A 24,321-nucleotide genomic window follows, 5' to 3' on the forward strand; every position below is an offset into this window, starting at 1 on the left:
AGAATTCAGATGTTCGAACGCACTTACTACGCCACGCACCCCGACATGATGGAGTGCGTCTCCAACGAGGAGCTGCGCGACCGCTACCTGATCGAGGGGCTGTTCCGCGAAGGTGAGTGCGTGCTCAACTACACCCATGCCGACCGGTTCGTGATCGGCGGTGTGGTGGTCGGCGGCGGCGACGTGCGGTTGCCAGATCAGGTCGAACCGACTTCCGCGGCGGGCAAGCCCTTCCTTGAGCGGCGCGAGCTCGCGGTCGTCAATGTCGGGAAGACCGCCGGTACCGTCACCGTCGACGGCGAGGCGTTCGAGCTCGGCAACATGGATTGCCTCTATGTCACCATGGGCGCGAAGGATGTTCTCTTCTCTGGCCAGGGCGCGCGCTTCTATCTCGCCTCTTGCCCAGCCCATAAGGCGTTCCAGACCCGCAAGCTCGGCATCGCTCAGGCCAACGCGCTGGAGCGCGGCAGCCTCGAGGAATCGAACGAGCGCACCATCTACCAGCTCGTCATTCCAGGCGTGTGCGACAGCGCCCAGCTTGTCATGGGTCTGACGGTTCTGAAGCCCGGCTCGGTGTGGAACACGATGCCGCCGCACATCCACGAGCGGCGCAGCGAGATCTATTTCTACTTCGGCCTGGACGGCGAAAACGATCGCGTCTTCCACTTCATGGGGCAGGGCGACCAGCTCCGCCAGATCACGATTGCCAATGAGGAGGCCGTGATCAGCCCGGTCTGGTCCGTCCATATGGGCGCCGGCACGAAGGCATATGCCTTCATCTGGGCGATGGCCGGCGAGAATCAGGATTACACGGATATGAAGGTCCTCGACATCTGCCAGCTGGCGTGAGCGCGATGTTCGACCTCAGCGGCAAAGTCGCCGTCGTCACCGGCGCGAATAGCGGCATTGGCCAGGGCATCGCCGTGGCGCTTGCCGAGGCGGGGGCGGACGTGGCGCTTGTTGGCCGCTCTTCTGCCGACGAGACGGCGGAGCTTGTCCGTGGGACGGGCAGGCGCGCCGCGATAATCGGTGCGGACCTGTCGACGATCGCTCCCGTGCAGGAGGTGGTGGACCGCACCCTGTCGGAACTTGGCGGGCTCGACATCCTCGTCAACAATGCCGGTATCATTCGCCGCGAGGATGCGGTGGACTTCACCGAGGAGGATTGGGACGCGGTGATCGACACGAACCTGAAGTCGGTCTTCTTCCTCTGCCAGGCGGCGGGGCGGCACATGATCCGGCAAGGAGGCGGCAAGATCATCAACATCGCCTCGATGCTCAGCTTTCAGGGCGGCATCCGCGTGCCGAGCTATACCGCGTCAAAGTCGGGCGTCGCGGGGCTCACGAAGCTGCTCGCATGCGAGTGGGCCGCCAAGTGCATCAACGTCAACGCGATCGCGCCCGGTTATATCGCCACCAACAACACCGCCGCGCTGCAGGCGGACGAGACCCGCAATCGGCAGATCATGGAGCGCATCCCCGCCGGCCGCTGGGGAAAGCCGTCCGATCTCGGCGGCGCGGCCGTGTTCCTTTCATCCGCTGCGTCCGACTATGTGAACGGGCATATTCTAGCCGTCGACGGCGGCTGGCTGGCTCGCTGATGGCGGCGGTCGCCTGTTTCGGGGAGCTGCTGCTGCGCCTGACGGCGCCGGGCCGCGAGCTCCTGCTGCAGCGGCCGCACCTCGACGTTCACATCGGCGGCGCCGAAGCGAACGTGGCGGTGGGGCTCGCCTCGCTTGGACATGCGACCAAGGTCGTCAGCCTCATCCCCGACAATGCGCTCGGCCAAGCGGCGGCGGGCTATTTGCGACGCCATGGGGTGGATGTCTCGGGCATCGACGCTGTGCCGGGGCGGATGGGTCTTTATTTCCTCGCTCCCGGTGCGGGCCTCAGGGCTTCCGAAATCACCTACGACCGGGAGGGGAGCAGCTTCGCCAACGCGACCGCCGCGGACTTCGACTGGGAGCGGCTGCTTCAGGGCGTCGACCTGCTTCACATGTCAGGCATCACACCTGCGCTCGGGCCGCGATCGGCCGATTCTGCGTTCGCGGCCACAGAGGCGGCGGTGCGGCTGGGCGTGCCGATCTCCTTCGACGGCAATTACCGCGCTCAGCTGTGGGAACGGTGGGACAGCAAGCCGCGCGAGATCCTGACCCGCCTCGTCGCCCACGCACAGATCATGTTCGGCAATCAGCGCGATATCTCGCTGCTGCTCGGCAAGACCTTCAGCGGCGAGGGAGCGGACCGCCGCCGCGAGGCTTCGGAAGCCGCATTCAAAGCCTTCCCGAAGCTCAAGCTGATCGCCTCGACCGCACGGCACATCGACGACGCCGACCGCCATCGCATCTCGGCACGAATCGACACCCCGGACCTGGTGGCCCAGACCGAGGAGGTGGTGGTCGCCGGCATCATCGACAGGATCGGCGCCGGGGACGCGTTCGCCACCGGCATCCTGCACGGACTGCGCACCGGGCGCGACCTTGAGTGGACGGTTCGCTCTGGTCTCGCGGTGACGGCACTCAAGCACAGCCTGCCGGGCGACGCCTCGCTCTTTACGCCTCGCGACGTCGAGGCATTCATGGCCGGAGAGCTGGACGTCCGTCGGTGATCGGCCGCCGCCGCTTCCTGATCGGCAGCGCGGCGCTCCTTTCGGCTCCGGCTCTCGCGCAGAAGCGGGCACCAGTGGTCCGCACGACCTTGGGCAGGGTGCGAGGCACGAGCGAAGGTGGCCTCCATGTCTTCCGCGGCATACGCTACGGCTCAGCCGAACGCTTCCGGGCTCCCCGTGCGCCTGCACCGGCTGCCGGTATCGTGGATGCGGTCCGGTTCGGCCCGTCCTGCCCCCAACGGGGCGAGCGCTACAATCCGCAGAGCGAGGATTGCCTGTTCCTCAATGTCTGGACGCCGGAAGCGCGGGCAGGGGCCCGGCGGCCGGTGATGGTCTATATTCACGGCGGCGCTTACTCCTCGGGCAGCGTCGTGGATCCCCTGAATGACGGCCGCCATCTCGCCGCGCGCGGGGACGTTGTCGTCGTCACCATCAACCATCGGCTGAACGCGTTCGGCTATCTCTATCTCGCCCGGCTCGATCCGCGCTTCCCGGACAGCGGCAATGCAGGGCAGCTCGACCAGATCCTCGCCCTCCAATGGGTCCGTGACAATATCGCAAATTACGGCGGCGACCCGTCGCGCGTGATGGTGTTCGGCCAGTCCGGCGGTGGCGCAAAGATCGCGACGATGATGGGTATGCGGGACGCCAAGGGCCTCTTCCACCGTGCCGCGACGATGAGCGGGCAGCAGGTAACGGCTTCGGGTCCGCTGAACGCGACTGCCCGCACCCGGGCCTATCTCGAGGCGCTCAAAGCCGCGCCCGCCGACCTCCTGACATTGCCCGCCGAGCGGCTGGTGGAAGGGCTTGCAGCGATCGATCCGATCATCGGCGGCGGTGTCTATTTCGGCCCGGTGCTCGACATGAAGTGGCTGACCCGCCACCCGTTCTGGCCGGATGCGAACCCGCAGTCGAACCACGTCCCGATGATCCTCGGCAACACGCGCGACGAGACGCGTGCCTTCATTGATCCCAAGGGAGCGAAGGTGCAGGGGCTCGACTGGTCGAACATCGCGGAGCGGATGGCGCCGGAGCTGCGCATGGACATCCATCCGGAATGGGTGGTTGCCCAATATCGGCAGCATTTCCCCGACTGGTCGGCCGAACGCGTCTTCTATGCCGCGACGACTGCCGGGCGGAGTTGGCCGGGGCAGGTGATCGAGGCGGATGAGCGGGCGCGGGCGAACACGCGCACCTGGGTCTACCAGCTCGACTTCCAGTCGCCGGTCGAGCCCTGGCGCGGAGCGCCGCACACGCTCGACATCCCGCTCGTGTTCGGCAGGCTTGATGCGGAGGGATCGATAACGGGCACGGGCTCGGCGTCCCGCCAGCTGAGCAGCCAGATGATGGACGCCTTCATCGCCTTCGCGTGCGGCGGCGATCCCAACCATCGCGGCATGCCCGCCTGGCCTGTCTACTCATTGCCCGACCGCCAGACGATGGTGTTCGACACCCAATCCCGCGCCGTCGCAGATCCGCGCAAGTGGGAGCGCGAGCTGTTCGCCCGCGTTCCCTACATCCAGCCGGGAACCTAGCGCGGCTGCTGCCGCATCTCGCGGTCGCGCGCGGTGCCCGGCTGCTGGATATAGCCGTCCTTCTGGCCGGGATAGCGGCTGGACTTCGGCTCCATCGTGTCGAGGTTCCAGTCGGCCTCGACAAATCGGGCATGGGTCGGCGCCACTTTCTGGAAGCCGCCGACCTGCTTCTCGTCGTCGATGATCTCGCCGCGCCCTTCAGCGACGTCGAAGGTGATGCGGATCTCCTGGTGATCGCGATCCCACGGGCGGGCGCCGGCCCAGGCGAGGACATGCGTTTCCACCTCCCGCGCGGGGAGCACGTCTAGTCCTTGGGGCCACACCAGCGCCCGATCGGTTTCGATGATCTTGGCTGTGCCTGTCGTGTAGCGGCCGAGCATGGTCAGCGACTTCCCTTCCTGGTCCACCGCGATGTTGTCGCGGCCGTGGAAGCGCAGATCGCCGACGCCGCCGATCGCGAGGAAGGACATGTCGCTGCGCGTGTCGGGGCCGCCGCGGAGGACATTGCCGACCGCGCTGAGCTCGCCAAGCTGGTAGGGCTGCTCGCCCCATTCCAGCGCCATCAGATTGTAGTGCACCGCGCGCTCGCCGGGGTTGTAGATGAAGTTGTTGACCAGCGCCGCGTGGACGCCGCCCTTGAGCAGCGGGTGCCGCTCCTGATTGTGGGCGTAGAGGTTGCGATAGATCAGGATGCCGGTGGCGTTGTCGTGGACGAGCGAGCCCTTGCTATGCTCGCCCTTCGGGTGGCTGGCGTAGCGGAGCCCCTCCGCCAGCAGATTGTAGGAGAAGGTGATGTTGTGGCTGGTGCCCCGGCGCCATTCCTCCACCGTCGTGCCTGTGAAGCGTGGCCCGGATGCGGAGAGGTTCTCGTCGACTGCCCAGATCATCGTGCAATGGTCGACGATCACGTTGCGCGCTCCGACCGTGGAGACCGCATCCGCCTCCCAGCCGCTGCGCTGCGGTTGACTGTCCACGCCGGTGTGGACGCGGATGTGGCGCATAATCACGTCATGCGTCTTGATGTCGATGCCGCCGCGGATGATCGTGATGCCGGGGGAGGGAGCGGTCTGGCCGGCGATGGTCAGGAACGGTTCCTCGATCGAAAGGGTGGTGCGGCCGAGATCGATCAGGCCGCCTACTTCGAACACGACGATGCGGGGCCCTTTGCGCTCGAGCGCCGCGCGGAATGAGCCGGGGCCGCTCGCGTTGAGGGTCGTAACCCTTACGATCGCGCCGCCCCTTCCACCGGGGGTCTCGGCCGCCCAGCCCACTGCGCCGGGAAAGGCCTGCGCCAAAGCGGGCGCGGGGGCGAGGCTCACGAACAGCAGAAGCAGGATCGCCAGGGGGCGCATCAGGACTCTCCGGGTCGCGCCGAGCGAGCGCCGGGAAACCGGTGGCAGCGCCGGCCAAGGGGGCTTCTAGAACGATCCAAAGGCGAGCCGCTTCAACATCTTGACCGCACCTTCAAAATCTGAGCTGATACCGGTGTCATAAGGGAGAGGGTGATGGAAGACAAGGAGAGGCCGGCTTTCGACCGACGCACCCTCCTCAAGGCCGCCGGGGCAGGCGGCGCGCTGCTCGGGGCCGCCGCCGGCGCGCAGGTGCTCGGCGACAAGCGGCGACGCCACGCGATCGTTGGCACCGGCCATCGCGCACGCGTCTATCAGGACGCGATCTGGGGCGATCATAAGGACCGGAACGTGCTGGTCGCGATCTGCGATACGAATCCCGGCCGGCTCGCTTTCACCGCCAGGCGGGCGCAATCCGCGGGAGCGCCGGCGCCCAAGCCTTATCTGGCGGACGCGTTCGATGCGATGATCCGGGAAACGCGCCCCGACACGATCATCGTCACCAGCACGGACGCCACTCACGACGAGTATATCGTGCGCGCGCTCGACGCCGGCTGCGACGTCATCACCGAGAAGCCGATGACAACCACGGCTGCAAAGGCGCAGCGGATCCTGGACGCCGTAAAGCGCAACAAGCGACATGTCCGCGTCGCTTTCAACTATCGCTACACGCCGCCCCGCACGCAGGTGAAGGAATTGCTGATGGAGGGGGCGATCGGAGACATCCTCTCCGTCGACTTCACCTGGCTGCTCGATACGACGCACGGGGCGGACTATTTCCGACGCTGGCACAGCAACAAGTCGATATCGGGCGGCCTGATGGTGCACAAGGCAACGCACCATTTCGACCTTGTCAATTGGTGGCTCGGCGCGGTGCCGGTGCGCGTCGACGCCGTCGGCAAGCGCGAATTCTACACGCCCAAGATGGCGCGGCGCCTCGGACTGGCCAGCCATCACGAGCGCTGCCGCACATGCCCGGAAAAGGACAAGTGCAGCTTCTATCTGGACATCGCGGCCGACCCTAGCCTGAAGGCCCTCTACCTCGATAACGAGCATTATGACGGCTACTTCCGCGACCAGTGCGTCTGGCGGCCGGAGATCAGCATCGAGGATACGATGAACGTGATCGTCGCGTACGACATGGGCGCGACGCTCTCTTATTCGCTCAACGCCTGCAACGCATGGGAGGGTTACCAGATCGCCTTCAACGGCACGAAAGGCAGGCTCGAACACTCCATTGTCGAGAAGACCTATGTCGCGGGCGGCGACATGGTACAGGGCGGGACCGATTCCAACCGGATCAAGACGCGGCTCTATCCGCTCCGCGGCGCGCCGACCGACATCAAGCCTCGCACCGGAACCGGCGGCCATGGCGGCGGCGACAAGGTGATGCTGGACGATCTGTTCGGTGCGCCCAATCCGGACAGCGCCGGCCGCGTCGCCGATGAGCGGAGCGGCTGCTACTCCATCTTGATCGGGGCGGCAGCCAATCAATGCTTCGAGACCGGCCGGCCTGTCCTGATCCCGGATATGGTGACCGGACTCACTCGCCCAGACATGCCGCCGATGCCGACCCGCGATGAGCCGGTGCCGATGCCGCCGCGCGCCATCCGCGCCTGAGAGGAACAGCCATGATCATCCGTCCTTCCCGCCGCGACCTCATCCGCTATGCCGGCGCCGGTGCCGCCGCCAGCCTGCTGCCCCGCTCCGTCCTGGCCGCGGCTGGCGACCCCTGGGACCGCGCGGCGGTGATCGCGCGAACCGTCCGTCCGCCGACCTTTCCCGCGCGGACCTTCAATATCGTCGAATTCGGCGCGAAGGGAGACGGCACGACGCTCAACACCGAGGCGATCACGAAGGCGATCGACACCTGCAACAGGGCAGGGGGCGGGCGCGTGCTCATACCTGCAGGCCATTTCCTCACCGGCGCCGTGCACCTCAAGTCGAATGTGGACCTCCACGTCTCGGAGGGCGCGACGCTCGCCTTCAGCACGAACCCCGCCCACTACCCGATCGTCTTCACGCGCTGGGAAGGGATCGAGCTGATGAACTATTCGCCCTTCATCTACGCCTACAAGCAGAAGAACATCGCGTTGACGGGGCGGGGCACGATCGACGGCCAGTCGGACGCACAGCATTGGTGGGCATGGAAGGGCCCGTGGCGAGGCACCACCGATCATGGCTGGCGCGAAGGAATGCCCGACCAGCGCAAGTCGCGGGCCGTGCTGTTCCAGATGGCCGAGGACGCGGTGCCGGTCGAGAAGCGGGTCTTCGGCGACGGCCACTATCTCCGCCCGAGCTTCGTCCAGCCCTATGCCTGCGAGAATGTGCTGATCGAGGGAATTCGCGTTCGCCGCTCGCCCTTCTGGAACATCCATCCGGTGCTCTGCCGAAACGTCACGCTTCGCGGCATTAACGTTGCCGGCCATGGGCCGAACAATGACGGCTGCGATCCGGAATCGATCGACATGATGCTGATCGAGAATTGTGAATTCGATACCGGCGACGATTGCATCGCGGTGAATTCCGGACGCAATGCGGACGGGCGGCGCCTCGCCACTCCCTCACAGAACATCCTGATCCGCAACTGCCATATGCGGGAGGGTCATGGCGGGGTTGTCGTGGGCAGCCAGATCTCGGGCGGCGCTCGCTGGGTCTTCGCCGAAAAGTGCCGGATGGACAGCCCTGATCTCTGGTATGCTATCAGGTTCAAGAACAATGCCTTGCGCGGCGGTCTGCTCGAGAATTTCTACTATCGCGACATCAGCGTCGGACGCGTGAGCCGGGCGGCGATCACCTGCGACTTCAATTATGAGGAAGGGGCGAAGGGGCGGTTCAAGCCGGAGCTGCGCAATGTCGTCATCGAGCGGCTACGGGCGGAAAATGCGGTACGAGTCCTCGACTCTCAGGGGCTTTCGGGAGCGCCCGTGGAGGGGATTACCCTTCGCGACTGCGACTTCAGAGGAGTGACCCAGCCGAGCATCATCCGCCACACGAACGGACTGAAGCTCGAAAATGTCAGGGTCAACGGCAAGCCCGTGGCATCGCTGGAGAGCGTCTGAGCCTCCAAGTGTTGCGACACCGCAACGGCTCGGCCAAAAAATGACACCGGTTTCCAATTTTTTCCTGCCCGAGGCCGTTCGCCCCTTGCGAGCGTGAGCGGGGCTGTGAGAGAGTGTTTGCCGTCTATATCGTGCCGTCGGGTGACACCGGTGTCACAAAGTTACACCGCGAAATGCGGGAACTTGGAAAGGGAGAGCGAATGTCGAGGAACGCCACAGGAGTCCTGCGCGCACGTTGGATGGGGGCTTCTGCCCTGGCGCTTGTAATCGGGGCGCTTTCGCCGGCGAGCGCAACAGCGCAGGAGGTGCCCCCCGCCGCTGAGCAAGGCGCGCCCACTCCCACCGAAGCCGACCAGGTTTCCGGAGAGGCCGATGCCGGCGAGGAAATCGTTGTCACCGGCTTTCGCTCCAGCATCGCATCCGCCCTGAATGACAAGCGACGCGCAACCGGTGTCGTCGACGTCATCAAGGCGGAAGACATCGCCGACTTCCCCGACAACAATCTCGCCGAGTCGATCCAGCGCGTGCCGGGCGTGGCCATTGCCCGAGATGCCGGCGAGGGCCGTACCATTTCCGTCCGCGGCCTGGGGCCGACCTTCACCCGTGTCCGCATCAACGGGATGGAGGCGATTGCCACCACGGGCAGCTCCGACGCAGGTGGCGGCGTCAACCGGGCCCGCAGCTTCGATTTCAACGTCTTCGCATCCGAACTGTTCAACAGCATCACCGTGCGCAAGACGGCATCAGCCGATGTCGAGGAGGGCTCGCTCGGCGCGACGGTCGATCTCCAGACCGCCCGGCCGCTGGATTATAGCGACGAACTCGTCGTCGCCGGATCGGCGCAGTTGGGATACAATGACAAATCCGAAGCTTACGACCCGCGCGTCGCCGGGCTGCTCAGCTGGCAGAACGCCGCAGGCACGTTCGGAGCTCTCGTCTCGGCCGCTTATTCCGAGCGGGAGGTGTTGGAGACCGGGCACAGCACCGTGCGCTGGAGCCCGACGGGCGCGAATGGCGGCTTCAACGCTGCCTCGACGCTGCCCGGCTTCACCATCGCCGACATCAATCGCGCGCCCGCCAGCAACGGCAGCAACTGGGATCAGCTCATCTATCATCCGCGCATCCCGCGCTATGACACTTGGCGATATTCTCTGAAGCGGCTGGGAATCACCGGCTCACTCCAGTTCAAGCCGAGCGATCGCACCCTGCTCTCGATCGACGGGCTCTATGCCGATTCCGATACGAAGCGGGCCGAAAACTATATCGAGGCGATCTCGTTCAGCCGTACCGGCGCGGCCGGCAAGCCGCAGACGATCATCCGGACGGGCGAGGTCAATGACGAGAATGAGCTCGTCTACGGGGTGTTCGACGATGTGGACATGCGCGTCGAGTCGCGCGAAGACGTGCTCGAGACCGAATTCTATCAGGTCAGCGGCACGCTGACGCACGAGTTCAGCGACGTCTTCCGCGGGACCTTGTTCGGCGGTTTCGCCAAGTCGGCATTCAGCAACCCCATCCAGACGACGATCACCCTCGACCGCGTCAATAGCGACGGCTTCTCGTGGGACTATCGAGAGAGCGACCGCGAGCCGGTGATCAACTGGGGCTTCGACATCGCCGATCCGGCGAGCTGGTCGATGACCAACGGCACCTCCGACATCCGCATCCGTCCACAAAGCGCCGACAACAAGTTCCGCAGCTTCAAGGCCATCGGTGAGTGGGACGTCGCTGAGAACCTCACCTTCGAGCTCGGCGGCGAATATCGCCGCTTCAACTACAGCGGCGGCGAGCAGCGACGCCTGGTCGCCGAGACACAATCGCCGACACTCAACGCGAGCCAGATTTCCTCGCTGACGCAGATCCTCCAGGGCGTCACGGGCGATCCGGCGAGCGACAGCTACGTCATCCCCGACTTCCGCGCCTTCGTGGATGCGCTCGATATCTATTGCAATTGCGTTCAGTCGATCAACGGCCAGAACATCGATTTCCGTCTGGGCGGTATCGAAAACCAGAATGCCCGCTCCAGCTTCGTGGATGTCCAGGAAGAAGCGAAGGCAATCTATTTCCAGGCAAATTTCAGCGTGCCGATCGGATCGATCACACTGCGCGGCGACGCCGGCATGCGCTACGTCGCCACCGATCAGGTGACGACCGGATTCACCGCTGCCGGGACCACGATCGCCGAAGTCACGGTGGAACGCGAATATGACGACTGGCTGCCGGCGTTCAACCTGGCCGCCGAGATCACGCCGGAGTTCCTGGTCCGGTTCGGCGTCTCGAAGGTCCTCACGCGGCCGGGGCTCACGGCGCTGTCGCCGGGCGGCTCGCTCACCATTCAGGCTTCGAATCGGTCCTACAGCCCCGGAAACCCGTTCCTCGACCCGACCGAGGCGACCAATATCGACCTTTCCGCCGAATGGTATTTTGCGCCCGGATCACTCATCGCGCTCGGCCTCTTCCAGAAGGACATCAGCACCCTGTCCGGATCGCAAATCCGGTCGCAGGTTCCGTTCAGCGAACTCAACCTGCCGCCTGAATTGCTGAACGGCACGGGCTTTGACCAGAATGCGATTTTCGATTTGACCCAGACGGTGAACGGCGAGGGTGGGCGGCTGCGCGGCCTGGAGGTCAACTACCAGCATCAACTGCGCTTCCTGCCAGGCTTCCTCAGGAATCTCGGCGTCCTCGCCAACTACACTCATGTCAAAGCGAATATCGAATATCCCGGACCCGGCGGCACCGCGGCCGTGACGGGCCCGCTTACGAATCTCTCGAAGGAGTCGGCCAACGCCACGCTCTTCTACGAGGACAAGGTGTTCAGCATCCGCGGCTCGGCCGCCTATCGCTCGGGTTATCTCACCGCCTTCGCCGGCGGCGCGCGTGAGAGCAGCACCGAAGAAGGCGTCAACTCGACCCTCAACTTCGACGCAGCTGCCTCGCTCAAGCTCACCGACAACTTCACCTTGACGCTCGAGGCGCTCAATCTGACGGACGAGCCCCAGGACCAGTATATCGACGAAGACAACCGGGTGGTGCTCTATCACCGCACCGGCCGCCAGTTCTGGGCCGGGGTCCGCGCGCGCTTCTGAGGCTTCGGGACGAGACCGGCGGCCGCCCCGGATGAGCCGGGGCGGCTGTTTTCGGGAGGCTGTGGTGCCGATCAATCGCCGTTCCAGCCTGAAGCTGATCGGCTCGTCAGGCTTGGCGGCGGTCGTCCCCGAATCAGCGCTGCTCGCTACGGGCCTGCACCCGTCTGGGTCGGCGGACGACCACCGGGATGGGGCCTGGGGTCGCGGCTTCGACAACCAGCGCATCGCCGATCGCGGCGACGGCACCTTCCTCAATCCGATCATGTCCGGCGACCATCCCGATCCGACGATCCTGAAGGACGGCGCCGATTACTACATGACCTTCTCGACCTTCGATTCCTATCCCGGCCTGGTCATCTGGCACAGCCGGGACCTGGTGAACTGGCGGCCGGTCACCGCCGCGCTCACGAGGAATGTCGGCTCGGTCTGGGCGCCGGAGCTGATCAGGCACAAGGGCCGCTACTTCCTCTACATCCCGGTCAAGGCGTCGCCCAACACGAGCTACGTGATCTGGGCGGATAGGATCGAAGGGCCGTGGAGCGATCCCATTGACCTCAAGCTCCCCAACCATATCGACCCAGGCCACGCCGTCGGCGAGGACGGCTCCCGCTGGCTGTTCCTGTCGGGCGGCGACAGGGTCCGGCTTTCCGATGACGGGCTGTCGCGGATCGGCGAGCTCGAGCATGTCTACGATCCCTGGCGCTACCCGTCGGAGTGGGTGGTGGAGGGCTTCTCGCCAGAGGGTCCCAAGATCACCCGCCATGGCGATTATTTCTACCTCATCACCGCGGTCGGCGGCACTGCCGGTCCGCCCACCGGCCATATGGTGATCGCCGCGCGCTCGCGCTCGATCCACGGCCCATGGGAAGATCACCCTCAGAACCCGCTGGTCCGCACCACCGATATCCGCGAGCAATGGTGGTCGCGCGGCCATGCGACCCTGGTGGAGGGGCCGTCCGGCGACTGGTGGACGGTCTATCACGGCTATGAGAACGGCTTCTGGACGCTCGGCCGCCAGACCCTGCTCGACCGGATCGAGTGGACGAGCGACGGCTGGTTCCGAATGACCGGCGGCGATCTCTCGCGGCCGCTCCCGAAGCCTGAGGGCGGCCACTCGGTGCGCCACGGGCAGCCGCTGTCCGACGATTTCTCGACGCTGGCGCTCGGCAGCAAGTGGAACTTCTTCAAGCCCGCGCCCGACGAGCGCGAGCGGGCCCGCGTCGCCAACAACCGGCTGCTGCTGAAGGCGCGCGGCAAGGCTCCGTCGAACTCCTCGCCGCTGCTGCTGATCGCGGGCGACCAGGCCTACCAGTTCGAGGCGGATGTGGAGATCGATCCGGGCGGCGTCGCCGGCCTCATCCTCTTCTACGACGAGCGCCTCTATTGCGGCCTCGGCTTCGACGAGACCCGCTTCGTCACCCACCAATATGGCATCGAGCGCGGCCGTCCCGCGAATCCGCACGGCCGGCGAATGCGGATCCGCGTCACCAACGACCGCCACATCGTCACCTACGATACGAGCGGCGACAACGGCCGCACCTGGCTGCGCTTCGACCGCGGCATGGAAGTGTCGGGCTATCACCACAATGTCCGCAGCGGCTTCCTGATGCTGCGGCCCGGCCTCTATTCGGCAGGGCGGGGGGAGGCGCGCTTCTCCAACTTCACCTTCAAGGCGCTGGCATGACGATCGACCGCCGCACGGCTCTCCTCGGCACGCTCGCCATGGGAGTGGCTGCAAAGGCGGTTGCGCAGACCCGGCCGCCCGCTACCCCCAATTCTCCGCACATGACCTGGCCGGAGCCGACCGAGACGATCGATCTCTGGCCGAACGGCGCCCCGGGCGCGCCCGCGAAGCTGCCGGTCGAGACGGTCAAGGAGCGGAGCACCGACCCCGCCTATAACGACCGCTATGTCTTCGGCATCAGCCGGCCGCGCATGGCGGTATTCCGGCCCGCCCGGCCCAACGGCGCGGCGGTGATGATCACGCCGGGCGGCGGCTACAATTGGGTGGTGATCGACAAGGAAGGCTATGAAATGGCGCGCTGGCTCGCCGCCCGCGGCGTCACCGCCTTCGTCCTCTTCTACCGCCTGCCGCACGAGGGCTGGACTGCCGGCCCGGACACGCCGCTTTCCGACGCCCAGCGGGGCATGCGCCTGATCCGCCACCGCGCCGCAGCCTATGGCGTCGATCCGAAGCGCGTCTGCGCGATGGGCTTCTCGGCCGGCGGGCATCTCTGCGCCGACCTCCTCGCCCGTTTCGACGCCAAGGTTTGCGAGCCGGTGGACGCGGCGGACCGGCTCTCCGCACGGCCCGATGCTGCCGCGCCAATCTATCCGGTCGTATCGATGACGCTTCCGACGGCTCATGGCGGCTCGCGCAAGAATTTGGTCGGGGAGAACGCTTCGTCCGAACGCGAGCGTGCCCATTCGCCGCATCTCAACGTGCGGCCCGATGCACCGCCCACATTCCTCCTCCACGCCGAGGACGACGCCTCCGTGGTCGTCGACAACAGCCTGCTGCTCCGTTCGGCCTTGCTGGCGGCGAAAGTGCCGGTGGAGACGCACCTGTTCGCCGATGGCGGCCACGGCTTCGGTCTGCGGCTCGCCAAGGGTAAGACGGTGGAAGGCTGGGAGGAATTGTTCTGGGCCTGGGGCCGCAAGAAAGGATTGTTCCTGTGAAGATGAGACTGATTGTCGCCATCCTCCTCCTGATCGGCCTCGCCGGACCGGCCGTTGCGCAAAGCCGCGCCGAGATCGAGCGCACGATGAAACGCGCGACCCAGTTCATGGTCGAGAAGGTCTCGACTAATGGCGGCTACGTCTGGTCCTACCTTCCCGACATGTCGCGCCGCTGGGGCGAAATCGAGGCCAAGCCGTCGATGATCTGGGTCCAGCCGCCGGGCAGCGCGACGATGGGTCACCTGTTCCTCGACGTCTATCACGCGACCGGAGACGAATATTATTACAAGGCCGCCGAGCAGGTCGCCGGCGCGCTCATCCGCGGCCAGCACCGCTCGGGCGGCTGGAATTATTTCATCGACTTTGCCGGCCCATCCTCGACCAAGCACTGGTACGGGACCATCGGCAAGAATGCGTGGCGCATGGAGGAATTCCAGCACTACGCCGACAACTCGACTTTCGACGATCTCGGCACGTCGGAAGCGGCGCAATTCCTCCTCCGCATCTATCTTGAGAAGCAGGACCCAAGGTTCAGGCCGGCGCTCGAACGGGCGGTGAACTTCGTCCTCAACAGCCAATATCCGATCGGCGGCTGGCCGCAGCGCTGGCCGTACGATCCGGGATATCCTGCTTATCAGAGCCTCATCACCTTCAACGACGACGTCATCGCCGAAAACGTGAAGTTCCTGACCCTTGTCTATCAGCATCTCGGCGACAACCGCGCGCTCGATGCCATCCACCGCGGCATGAACGTCTACCTGCTGACCCAGCAGGGTGCGCCGCAGGCCGGCTGGGCCCTCCAATATACGCTCGATCTCAAGCCCGCGGCGGCCCGCACCTACGAGCCCAACGCGCTCCACACCGCCACCACGGCCGCCAATGTCGAGCAGCTGATGACTTTCTACCGGATGACCGGCGACACGCGCTTCCTGGCGCGCATCCCCGAAGCGCTCGATTGGCTGGAATCGGTGCGCCTGCCGGAGCCGCGGCAGGGCAGGGCCTTCCCCACATTCGTGGAGATCGGCACCAACCGCGCGATCTACGTCCACCGCCGCGGCTCGAACGTCGTCAACGGCGAATATTACTGGGACTACAGCCCTGAAGCGACGCTCGGCCATTACAGCGCTTTCCGCAACGTCGACATCCCGAAGCTGCGCCGTGAGTATGAGGCGCTGCAGAGGACCTCGCCCGGCGAACTCGCAAAAAGCTCGCCGCTGCTGGCACCGGACCCGAAGCCGCTGCCCCGCTACTTCGTCTCGGGCGGCCTCACCGGCTCCGACCTCAACGCCGGCCAGCGCGACGCATCGCCACAGGATCTGATCCGTTCGCTGAACCGCGAAGGCTGGTGGCCGACGCCGCTGGTCGCGACCAGCAATCCCTATATCGGCCCCGGCTCGCCGACGCCCGCACCGGGCGACTACCGCACCACTCATGTAGGGGATACGAGCGACACGTCTCCCTACACTACGGGTAATCCGATCACCGGCATATCCACCTCAGCTTACATTGCGAACATGACGCGCCTGCTTCAGGCGCTTACTGAGCAACCGAAATCCTGAGGATGAACCGCCGCGTTTGGGAAGAGGGGGCACGCGCAGAGGAATTGCTGCCAAACCGCATACCGTTCGAACAACTTAGCTAGGTTGCAGCCTTCCTCCCTCTCCGCCACAATCGAGCTTCGACGGCCGCCCTGCCCAGGGGAATAGCGTCGCTCTGTATGCCCACCGCTCCAGCTAACGAACCTCCGTGTAGACATACTCGTGCTGGCTGTCGCGGATGGTGAGGGTTCGGGTGCCGTTGGCTTCTCCGATCAGTGCCTCAAGGCTGATGCCGCCCGGACCGGCCGACACGAGCGAGGTGCTGCCGTCGGGGTTGCTGCGCGTGGCGACGGGGCCTTCGACGAAGCCGGCCTTCATCCACTTGGTGCCATTCTGGTCGCTGAGCGCGAGGGTACCGACCTCCGGGTTGCGGTAGGTTGCCGCCAGCTTGGCCAGCACGGCAGGATCGCCCGGGACCGTCAGCCGGTCGCGCCGCGCTTTGGCCTGCGCCTTGATGCGCGCGGCGGCAGCGGCCACCTCCTGCGCGGCTTCGGGCTTGCCGTCGTAGACGACCTCCAGCAGGCGGCGGAGGAACGGCGCGAGCATCGCAGCGCCCGGATCGGCGTTGGTGAGGATCACGGCGCCGATGCCGGCCTCGGGCAGGACGTAGAAGTTGCTGTGATAGCCGAGCAAGGTGCCGCCGTGCGTCACGACCGGCACGCCCCAGGCGACGCGCTCGAACAGGCCCATGCCGTACCAGCTGTCCTCGCCGACCGGCACCCCGCGCTCGCGGCGTTCCAGGATGTTGGCTTCGCTCACCAGCCTCTTACCTTCGGGGGTGAGCCCCTTCGACAGTTCGAGCTGCGCATAGCGCGCCATGTCCGCCGCGGTCGACCAGACGCCGCCGGCGGGACGGTGCGGATAGACGGTCTCGTTGAAGGCGTTCGACATCGGCACCATGCGCCCGTCGACATCGAGGCCGTGCGGCCGCGCCCAATTGCCGCGCATGCCTTCCGCGAAATCGAAGGTGGTGTTGCGCATGCCGAGCGGCTCGAAGATTTTCTCCTCCATGGCCTTGTCAAAGGCGGCGCCGAGCTCCATGCCTGGGTAAGCCAGCGCGCCGCCGAGATAGCCGGCGGCCGAGGCCATCAGGTTGTTATACTGGAACAGCTCGCCGAAGCCGCTGGTCGGCTGGGTCACTGCAAGCTGACGGAAGGTGTCGGCGGCCGGTGCGCCCCGGTCGGCGAGGATGAAGGCAAAGTCCTTCCGCGGCAGGCCCGTGCAGGCGCAGACGAGGTGGCGGACCAGCGTCGACTTCGTCGTGGCGTCGCTGCCCAGGCGGAAAGAGGGGTAAAGCTCCGTGACCGGCTGGTCCCACTTCAGCTTGCCTTCGTCGGCCAGCACCGAGAGCAGCAAGGTCGCCATTCCCTTGGTGTTGGAGGCGACCATGAACTTGGTGTTCTCGTCTACCGGCGCCGGGGAGCCGAGCTGGCGCACGCCAACGCCGCCCTGCCAGACGACCTTGCCCTGATCGATCAGAGCGATCCCCACTCCCGGCACCTCAAGAGTGCGCGCGGACTCGGCGACGAAGTCGCGCAGCATCTGGATACGCTCGGGACTGAGACGGTGCGCCGCCTTGCCGGCGAAGCTCTCGCGCTGGAATCCGGCAGGCCGCAGGCTCTGCTGGATGATCGAAGCGGCGGCCGAGCGCTTGCCGAACGTCGCTTCCGACCCGTCGGCGATCATCACCGTCCAGGACGTGCCTTTTCGCATCGCCAGCGCTGAAGCGACGGCCTTTTCATTGGGCGAAGTTTCATAGGAGATGCTGACGCGCTCGTCCCAACCTTCGCCAGGCGGCCCTGCGGTGACCAGCCGCACCTTGCGCGCGGCGTCCGGCTTGTAGAGCGACCATGCCTTGGCCGCAGCCTCCTGCGCGCCGGCCGCGGTGCCGGCTTCGACGACGGCGATGCTGAGATTGCCTTCAGGGGCGGCGAAGATCGTCGCTGGGCCCCTGACCGTGGCCGTCCAGTCCCTGGGCTGGGTGTAGGCGACGCCGGAAGCGGTCTTGCCCGGCGTGTCCGCGGCCGCCGTCGTCTGCGCTACGAGCGCGGCGGGGAGGCTCAGCAAGGCGAGGGCAAGGATCGACTTCAGGGCGGACTTCTTCATGGCGCTCTCGATCTGATGGAGGGTGGGTCTGGATCGCTGCTCAGCGACTGGCGGTGTCCTTGACGGGCGTGAACAGAAGGTCGTGATAGTCCCAGCTGAAGTCGGCCAGCGGCGAGACCGCCTTCATCGTGATGCGATCGATCTTTCCGTCCGCATCGAGGCTGAAGGTCACGAAGGCCGGCTCGATCGACTTGTCGGCGAAGACGGTGCGGAACGTGTTATATTGCCAATGGTCGAGCGTGGCCTTCATCGCAGGACGATTGGGGAAGGCGACGGTGAGGTTGCCCCTGTCCTCGCGGATGGTGATCGTGCCGTACCAAGGATCGTTGTAACTTCCCGCATAGCGCGCGAGCGGCAGGGAGGGGCTGGATTTGGCGGGCCGCTTCCCGGGTGCCCGGATGACTTCGACCGCCTTGGCCGCTCGAGCAGCCTTGAAAGCGGCCAGCTTCTCGGTCCAGCCGGTCGCCGGAAGGCCGAGATAATGGTCGAGCAGCTCGTACAGCAGGCCGCGCACGACCTCGCCTTCCTCCGAGTTGGCGGCGACGTAGATCCCCACGCCCTGATCGGGCAGCAGAGCGACCGCGGCGAGCGAGCCGAGCACGGCACCGCCGTGCCAGACGAGCTTGGCGCCGCGATAATCCTGCACGGTCCAGCCGAGCGCATAGGTGGAGAACATCGGCTGCACCGGCTTGAGGTCGGGCGACAGCGCCGAATTGGGCGTCAGGACCACCGGCTGCCACATCTGCGCGGACTGGGTTTCGCTGAAGAGGCGCCCGCTTGGCAGCGCGCCGCGGGCGAGCTGGAGCTGGAGCCAATTGGTCATGTCGTTGGCGCTGATCGAGAGGCCGCCGGCGGGCGCGGCGTTGCTGCCGAGGTCGCTGGCGACCTCGTCGAGTGGAACCTGATCGCCGAGGCCGCGGATGGCGCCGTTGAGCCGTGCGTGCGGACGGGCACGGTTGGGGCTGGCGAGGCGATCGGCGCTCGATGAGGTCGAATTGACCATACCCGCCGGGCGGAAGATCCGCGTCTTGACGAACTCCTCCCATGTCTGGCCGCTGACCTCCTCGATCAGCTGCCCGGCGACCATGTAGAGCACGTTGTCGTAGGCGTAGCCGCTGCGGAAGCTGGTCGCCGGCTTGATGTGGCGGAGGCGCTTCACCGTCTCGGCCCGCGACAGGTCGCTCTTCGGCAGGAACAGGAGGTCGCCGGCGCCGAGGCCGAGGCCGCTGCGGTGCACGAGGAGGTCGCGGATCGTCAGCTCGCGCGTCACCCAGGCATCGTACATGCGGAAGTCCGGCATGTGATCGATCACCTTGTCGTCCCAGCGCAGCTTGCCTTCGTCGACCAGAATGGCGAGCGCCGCCGTGGTGAAGGCCTTGCCGGTCGAGCCGGTGGCGAAGATCGTGTCGGCGTTGACGGGCTGCCTGTTGGCGAGGTCGCGTACGCCATAGCCGCGGGCGAGCGCCGGCTGCCCGGTTTCGACGATGGCGATGGTGACGCCGGGAACGCCATATTTGCTTCGCAGCTGTTCGACGCGCTGATCGAGCTGGGCCGGCGGCGCCGCGGAGAGCGAGGTCGTCCAGCCGAGCGCGACGACCATTGCGAGCGACAGACGGTTCATGGCGAAACTCCTGGTGAGTAGGCAGGGGAGGGATCGGGAGCGCGGCTCAGCCTCCACAGGCCCAATGTGGCCAGCGGCAGGATGAACAGGCCGAGCATGATCCAGCCGAAGGCGCCGTATCCGCGAGCGATCAGGCCGACGAGGCCGATGGCGGAGGCTGCGAAGGCCGAGCCGAGGACGAGGGCGGCGCCAATCCCGAAGCGCGCGTTCAGCGAGAGCTTATTCTCGCCGCGGCGATTGGCGACACGTTCGTGGAAGGCGTTGACGATGCCGATGCCCGTTTCGAGCAGGGCACAGAAGATCATCAGCTGGAAGAGGAGCTGGAACCAGGTGAGGTCGATCCGGCGCAGCAGGAAGTCGGACGGGAGCGCCTCGGCCCCGACCTCTGGGTAGAAAGCCGCCATGCAGAGGAAGAACAGGATCGCCGGCAGCATCGCCAGCGGCCCGCTGAGCAGGCCGGCGACCACTGCGTCGCGGCGGCTGGTGAGGTGGCGCAGGAAGGGCAGGATCGCGACCGCAGCGACGACATTGTAGCTGGCATAGGTGACGCCAGCGACCACCCAGCCGTCGGTCGGGACCGGACGGGCGAGCTGCGGCCCGATGCGGTCGCCGAAGCTTGCCAAGGCGAGGATGAGGAAGAGGGCGTAGACGACGTAGATCAAGGTCGACGAGTAGCGGAACAGGTGCTCGGCCGCCTCGGTGCCGTAGGCGGTGACGCCGATGATGGCGGCGGAGAGGATCAGCGTGCCGACCCATTCCGGCCAACCGAACAAGGCGCCGCCGATCGAGCCCGCGGCGGCCGCGACCACCGCCAGGATCAGCACGAGCAGCAGCAGCCAGGCGATTTCGAAGATGATCCAGAAGCGGCCGAGCAGGCTGCGGAAGAAGCTTCGATAATCGGAGGTGCCGGTCATATGCGCGAAGGCGTAGGTGAGTGCGCAGACAGCGCTCCAGATCAGCATCGCGAGGATCATGCCCAAAAGGCCGCCCCAAGGGCCGCTCGGAATGAAGAATTCGGCAAGCTCGCGGCCGGTCGCATAGCCGCCGCCGATCACCACCGCCTTGAAGGCAAGCCCCGGTAGCAGGAACCGCTGGAACCAGCTCGGGCCTGCTTCCGTGCTCATGCGGCCGCCAGAATGAAGTCGATCATGCGATCGAGAGAGTGGCCTCCGCGCACCGGATCGGCAACCGGCAGGCCGAGGCGGTCGCTCTCGGCCGCGATCAGCCGCTCCGCCTCGCCCTCCGACAAGGCGCCGGTATTGAGGCTCACACCGCCGCACCGGATGGCCGGATTGGTGCGTGTGCCGAGATGGATATTGAGTGCGATCGTCTCGTCGATCTCGGGCACTCGATAGCCAGGATGGCCGAGAGTCGCTGTCCGGCCCGGCTCGTGACAGACGATGATCACGTCGGGCTGGCTGCCGTGAAGCAGGGACAGTGCGACGCCGGCATAAGCGGGATGGAACAGCGAACCCTGGCCCTCGATCACGTCCCAGTGACCGGGTGGAGCGTCGGGGCTCAGCAATTCCGCGGCGCCCGCCGCGAAATCGGCCACCACCGCGTCCATCGGAATGCCGCGGCCGGCGATCATGATCCCGGTTTGCCCGGTCGCGCGGAAGTCGGCGGGGACGCCGCGCCGCGCCAGCTCCCGGGCGACGGTGAGCGCCGTATATTTCTTGCCCAAGGCGCAGTCGGTGCCCACGGTGAGGAGGCGCTGGCCGCTGCGCTTGCGGCCGGTCGCCACCGGGATGTCGGGCGGCGGCTCGCGGACTTCGATCAGCCGGACGCCGCTGCGGTCCGCGGCCGCCTTGAGGCCCGGTATTTCGCGCAGCTTGCCGTGCATCCCGCTGACGATGTCGAAGCCGCACGCCGCGGCCTCGATCAGTGCCGGCAGCCATGCGGCGCTGATCACCCCACCGGAATTGGCGACGCCGATCACCAGCGACCGCGCACCGCGATCGCGCGCTTCGGCCAAGCTCAGCGTCGGCAGCCCCGTGCTGACCGTGCCGCCCGGCAGGACGAACTCGCCCACGCAGCGCTCGGCCGCCCAGTCGCGCAGGCCGAAGGCCGTCTTGGCATAGCCCGGCTCGGTCGTGTCGCCGAGGAAGAGCAGATAAGGCTGCGGCAGGTCGAGCCCTGCCGGGCTCGGGCGCCCCTCGCTGCCGCTGCCGGGCTCGAGCGCGAGCCCGGCTCGGTTCAAAACTCCGCCCCGAAGATGAGCCCGAAGGTGCGGGGACGGATCGTCGAAGCGGTCATATACTGGATGCTCGTTCCGCCCAGCGCCGGCTGCACCACGCTCGGGAAGCCGCCTGCGCTGACCACGCCATATTCGTCGAACAGGTTGCGGGCATAAGCCTGCACCGAGAAGCGGCCGAAATTGACGCCTGCACGCAGATCGACCGTCGTGTAGCCGTCGATCTCGATCCGCTCGCCGAAGGCAGCGCGATAGGCGGCGCTGAAGCCGGCGGTCTGGTCGCCGACGAGGCGAACGTTGCCGCCGACGAACGCCTCGACATCGGGGCCCACCGACCATTCGTAATCGGCCGACACATTGGCCGTGATCTCAGGTGTGTAGGGCAGCTGGTCGCCGGCAAGGCCGCCGGTGAGATTGAGACCCCCGCCGGGCGGAATGGTGTCGTCGCGGAGTTCCGCGTCGTTATAAGCGGCATTGGCGATTATCGACAGGCCCGGCGTCGGGCGCATCGTGGCCGTCAATTCGGCGCCCTTGCTGCGGGCGCGCCGGCCGTTGGAGTTCACGCCCACCGGAGTACCGTTCACGATCGCGGAGCTCAGGATCAGGATGTCGTCCCAGTCGATATAGTAGAGCGAACCGTCCAGCGCCAAAGTGCGGTTTGGCGTCTGAGCGCGGAAGCCGATCTCGTAGGAGACCACCGTGTCGGAATTGAACTGGGTCGGGAAGTCCGCGCCCGCGCCCGGCGGAATGAAGTTGGGACCGCCCGGACGGTAGCCCTTGGCGACGCGCCCGTAGAGAGACGCCCGGTCGTTGAACTCGAAGCGCGGGGAGATCGACCAGGTGAACACGCCTTCTGACGATTCGCCGGTCTGCGGTGCGCCCATACCTATCTGGATTACGGCCGTGGTCGCTTCCTGCTCGTTATGGCTGTACCGGCCGCCGGCGGTGATATCGAAGCGGTCGCCGAACTTGATCGTCGCGCTTCCGAAGGCCGCGATCTCCTCATATTTGGCGAGGATCTGCGAGGTGACGAACCGGTCGAAGGTGAAGGGGCCGAAGCTGCCCGGCGTCGGGATGAACGCCTGGGTCGCCAGGGTGAAGGGCAGGACCTCCTGGATCAGCCCGGTCTTCTCGTCGGTATAATAGCCGCCGATCAGCCACTCGAAGCGGTCGCTGTCGGGTGACTGCAGGCGGACTTCCTGCGTGAATTTCTCGACCTCGACATCGTTCTCGAACGACGCGCCGACGGTGTTCGGTGCGGTCGGGGCATAGATGGCATTGGCGAGGCCGCGGAACGCCTCCGTGGTGCTGACGTCGCCCAGTTCGTCGCGCTGCTGCTCGCTATAGCTGGTGATCGAGGTCAGGTTCGCGAAGCCGAAATCATAGTCGATCGTGCCGGCATAAAGTCGGTAGTCGATTCTGTTGAATTCGGCGATCCGCTCGTAGCGGCGGCGATTCGCTTCACTGAGCCTGGCGCCCGTCACCGGATCGACGGGCCGCAGCGTCTGCGGATTGACCGCAAAGCTCGAGGGCGAGTCGGTTTCGATATTCTGGAGCAGGGCGAACAGCCGCACCGAGAGGGCATCGTTAGGCGTGAACAGGAGCGACGCGCGTCCGCCGTAGCTGTCGCTGGCATTGACGTTGCGGCCGTCGCGGCCGGCGGCGTCGATATAGCCGCCATTCTTCTTGTAGAAGCCGCTCGCGCGGAAGGCGAGGGTGTCGCCGAGCGGGACGTTGACCATCGCATTGCCGGTATAGCCGGTCTCGCCGTAGCGCGTATCCTCGATGCCGGCCTGGGCGCGTGCCTCGAAGCGGTCGGTGCTGGGGAGGGCGGTCACGAACTTGAGCACGCCGCCCAATGCGTTTGCGCCGTAGAGCGTGCCCTGGGGCCCGCGCAGCACTTCGACGCGGGCGACGTCAAACGTGTCGAAGTCGCCGGCGAGGATGGCGGAATTGGACAGGCTCCCGCTGGCGCCGAAGGCGGTGTCGTCGACATAGGTGGCGACCGAGGAGGAGACGGAGCCGGTGTTGATGCCGCGAAGGATGAGCCGCGTCTCGCCGGGATTCTCCTGCGTGAGGGTCAGGCCGGGCACGAGCTGCGCATAATCGAGGAAGCTGCGCGCGGCCTGCCGGTCGAGCGTCTCGCCGCCGATGACGGAGACCGACTGAGGCACCTCGATCAGCGTCTGCTCGCGCCGTTGCGCGGTGACGATGATCTGGTCTGGCGCCGCATCCTGCTGTCCGGCTTCGCTGGTCGGGCTCTCGATGGCGCCGCTATCCTGCGCCCAGGCGGGCGCCGCCATGGCCGAAAGAGCGGTCGAAGCCGACAGCGCGGCGTAGATGGATTTCGACTTACGGCTGATCATTAGGCCCTCCTCCGATCGCGCGCCGCTGTTGCAGTCGCGCTGACGCTCCTCCCACTCCCGTTGCCTCACGGACAAGGAAAGCTTGATTGAGACACTATTGTCCCAACCGGAGAA

The 24,321-nt window shown here is 66.1% G+C and carries 16 protein-coding genes; 10 read left to right on the forward strand and 6 right to left on the reverse strand.

Translation table 11 applies throughout. The features are described from left to right. Positions 1–9 precede the first annotated feature (9 nt). From kduI to AC5JBD_RS01105, 4 genes are read left to right on the forward strand one after another with little or no spacing between them, the layout of a single operon-like run. Positions 10–849: a 5-dehydro-4-deoxy-D-glucuronate isomerase gene (gene kduI / locus AC5JBD_RS01090; protein WP_495719905.1), complete on the forward strand. Its 840-nt coding sequence runs from the start codon at positions 10–12 to the stop codon at positions 847–849. Next, entirely contained in the window at positions 846–1,601 is a 756-nt protein-coding gene (gene kduD / locus AC5JBD_RS01095) for a 2-dehydro-3-deoxy-D-gluconate 5-dehydrogenase KduD (RefSeq protein ID WP_495719906.1), read from the forward strand. Before kduI ends, kduD begins: the two co-directional genes overlap by 4 nt. Further along, positions 1,601–2,608 carry a PfkB family carbohydrate kinase gene (locus AC5JBD_RS01100; RefSeq protein ID WP_495719907.1) on the forward strand — a complete coding sequence of 336 codons (1,008 nt, stop codon included), beginning with the start codon at positions 1,601–1,603 and terminating at the stop codon, positions 2,606–2,608. The genes kduD and AC5JBD_RS01100 overlap by 1 nt, the downstream gene beginning before the upstream one ends. Beyond that, complete coding sequence (locus tag AC5JBD_RS01105) at positions 2,608–4,143, forward strand: carboxylesterase/lipase family protein (protein ID WP_495719952.1); 1,536 nt, start codon at positions 2,608–2,610, stop codon at positions 4,141–4,143. The genes AC5JBD_RS01100 and AC5JBD_RS01105 overlap by 1 nt, the downstream gene beginning before the upstream one ends. Here the strand turns inward: AC5JBD_RS01105 and AC5JBD_RS01110 are convergent. Beyond that, positions 4,140–5,495 (reverse strand): pectate lyase family protein, encoded by a 1,356-nt coding sequence (locus AC5JBD_RS01110; RefSeq protein ID WP_495719908.1) that lies wholly within the window; start codon positions 5,493–5,495, stop codon positions 4,140–4,142. The two genes, AC5JBD_RS01105 and AC5JBD_RS01110, sit on opposite strands and share 4 nt — an antisense overlap. 153 nt (positions 5,496–5,648) lie before the next feature. Here AC5JBD_RS01110 and AC5JBD_RS01115 point away from each other — a divergent pair, with 153 nt between their 5' ends. The 6 genes from AC5JBD_RS01115 to AC5JBD_RS01140 all read left to right on the forward strand — a co-directional run bounded on the left by AC5JBD_RS01115 (position 5,649) and on the right by AC5JBD_RS01140 (position 15,881). Next, the gene (locus AC5JBD_RS01115; RefSeq protein WP_495719909.1) at positions 5,649–7,112 is read left to right on the forward strand and encodes a Gfo/Idh/MocA family protein; all 1,464 of its coding nucleotides are present in this window, start codon (positions 5,649–5,651) and stop codon (positions 7,110–7,112) included. Between the two features lie 11 nt (positions 7,113–7,123). After that, positions 7,124–8,554 (forward strand): glycoside hydrolase family 28 protein, encoded by a 1,431-nt coding sequence (locus AC5JBD_RS01120; RefSeq protein WP_495719910.1) that lies wholly within the window; start codon positions 7,124–7,126, stop codon positions 8,552–8,554. A 305-nt stretch (positions 8,555–8,859) separates the two neighbouring features. Continuing rightward, the gene (locus AC5JBD_RS01125; protein WP_495719911.1) at positions 8,860–11,643 is read left to right on the forward strand and encodes a TonB-dependent receptor; all 2,784 of its coding nucleotides are present in this window, start codon (positions 8,860–8,862) and stop codon (positions 11,641–11,643) included. 31 nt (positions 11,644–11,674) lie between these two features. Then, positions 11,675–13,327 (forward strand): family 43 glycosylhydrolase, encoded by a 1,653-nt coding sequence (locus AC5JBD_RS01130; protein WP_495719912.1) that lies wholly within the window; start codon positions 11,675–11,677, stop codon positions 13,325–13,327. Further along, on the forward strand, positions 13,324–14,322 hold the full coding sequence (locus tag AC5JBD_RS01135) for an alpha/beta hydrolase (RefSeq protein ID WP_495719913.1): 999 nt from the start codon (positions 13,324–13,326) through the stop codon (positions 14,320–14,322). The genes AC5JBD_RS01130 and AC5JBD_RS01135 overlap by 4 nt, the downstream gene beginning before the upstream one ends. A gap of 2 nt (positions 14,323–14,324) precedes the next feature. Further along, positions 14,325–15,881, forward strand: a complete 1,557-nt coding sequence (locus AC5JBD_RS01140) for a pectate lyase (RefSeq protein ID WP_495719953.1) — start codon at positions 14,325–14,327, stop codon at positions 15,879–15,881. A 174-nt stretch (positions 15,882–16,055) separates the two neighbouring features. On the opposite strand, the gene AC5JBD_RS01145 is transcribed toward AC5JBD_RS01140, so the two are convergent. Genes AC5JBD_RS01145 through AC5JBD_RS01165 form a run of 5 tightly spaced genes read right to left on the reverse strand, consistent with a single transcriptional unit; the run spans position 16,056 to position 24,207 of the window. After that, positions 16,056–18,026: a serine hydrolase domain-containing protein gene (locus tag AC5JBD_RS01145; protein WP_495719914.1), complete on the reverse strand. Its 1,971-nt coding sequence runs from the start codon at positions 18,024–18,026 to the stop codon at positions 16,056–16,058. 40 nt (positions 18,027–18,066) lie between these two features. Further along, a complete protein-coding gene (locus AC5JBD_RS01150) occupies positions 18,067–19,647 on the reverse strand; it encodes a serine hydrolase (RefSeq protein WP_495719915.1) in 1,581 nt (526 codons plus the stop codon). Then, positions 19,644–20,771 (reverse strand): YkvI family membrane protein, encoded by a 1,128-nt coding sequence (locus tag AC5JBD_RS01155; RefSeq protein ID WP_495719916.1) that lies wholly within the window; start codon positions 20,769–20,771, stop codon positions 19,644–19,646. Before AC5JBD_RS01155 ends, AC5JBD_RS01150 begins: the two co-directional genes overlap by 4 nt. Then, the gene (locus AC5JBD_RS01160; protein ID WP_495719917.1) at positions 20,768–21,847 is read right to left on the reverse strand and encodes an N-acetyltransferase DgcN family protein; all 1,080 of its coding nucleotides are present in this window, start codon (positions 21,845–21,847) and stop codon (positions 20,768–20,770) included. Before AC5JBD_RS01160 ends, AC5JBD_RS01155 begins: the two co-directional genes overlap by 4 nt. Next, complete coding sequence (locus AC5JBD_RS01165; protein ID WP_495719918.1) at positions 21,844–24,207, reverse strand: TonB-dependent receptor; 2,364 nt, start codon at positions 24,205–24,207, stop codon at positions 21,844–21,846. The genes AC5JBD_RS01160 and AC5JBD_RS01165 overlap by 4 nt, the downstream gene beginning before the upstream one ends. Positions 24,208–24,321: the final 114 nt, after the last annotated feature.

This window comes from Allosphingosinicella sp. (assembly GCF_059502505.1).

What these genes read in the sequence shown, in the direction of transcription:
- AC5JBD_RS01140 (WP_495719953.1), top strand. Translation starts at nt 14,325, where the DNA reads ATGAGACTGATTGTCGCCATCCTCCTCCTGATCGGCCTCGCCGGACCG.
- AC5JBD_RS01150 (WP_495719915.1), bottom strand. Translation starts at nt 19,647, where the DNA reads ATGAACCGTCTGTCGCTCGCAATGGTCGTCGCGCTCGGCTGGACGACC.
- AC5JBD_RS01110 (WP_495719908.1), bottom strand. Translation starts at nt 5,495, where the DNA reads ATGCGCCCCCTGGCGATCCTGCTTCTGCTGTTCGTGAGCCTCGCCCCC.
- AC5JBD_RS01120 (WP_495719910.1), top strand. Translation starts at nt 7,124, where the DNA reads ATGATCATCCGTCCTTCCCGCCGCGACCTCATCCGCTATGCCGGCGCC.
- AC5JBD_RS01155 (WP_495719916.1), bottom strand. Translation starts at nt 20,771, where the DNA reads ATGAGCACGGAAGCAGGCCCGAGCTGGTTCCAGCGGTTCCTGCTACCG.
- AC5JBD_RS01100 (WP_495719907.1), top strand. Translation starts at nt 1,601, where the DNA reads ATGGCGGCGGTCGCCTGTTTCGGGGAGCTGCTGCTGCGCCTGACGGCG.
- AC5JBD_RS01115 (WP_495719909.1), top strand. Translation starts at nt 5,649, where the DNA reads ATGGAAGACAAGGAGAGGCCGGCTTTCGACCGACGCACCCTCCTCAAG.
- AC5JBD_RS01135 (WP_495719913.1), top strand. Translation starts at nt 13,324, where the DNA reads ATGACGATCGACCGCCGCACGGCTCTCCTCGGCACGCTCGCCATGGGA.
- AC5JBD_RS01130 (WP_495719912.1), top strand. Translation starts at nt 11,675, where the DNA reads ATGAGCCGGGGCGGCTGTTTTCGGGAGGCTGTGGTGCCGATCAATCGC.
- AC5JBD_RS01145 (WP_495719914.1), bottom strand. Translation starts at nt 18,026, where the DNA reads ATGAAGAAGTCCGCCCTGAAGTCGATCCTTGCCCTCGCCTTGCTGAGC.
- AC5JBD_RS01165 (WP_495719918.1), bottom strand. Translation starts at nt 24,207, where the DNA reads ATGATCAGCCGTAAGTCGAAATCCATCTACGCCGCGCTGTCGGCTTCG.
- kduI (WP_495719905.1), top strand. Translation starts at nt 10, where the DNA reads ATGTTCGAACGCACTTACTACGCCACGCACCCCGACATGATGGAGTGC.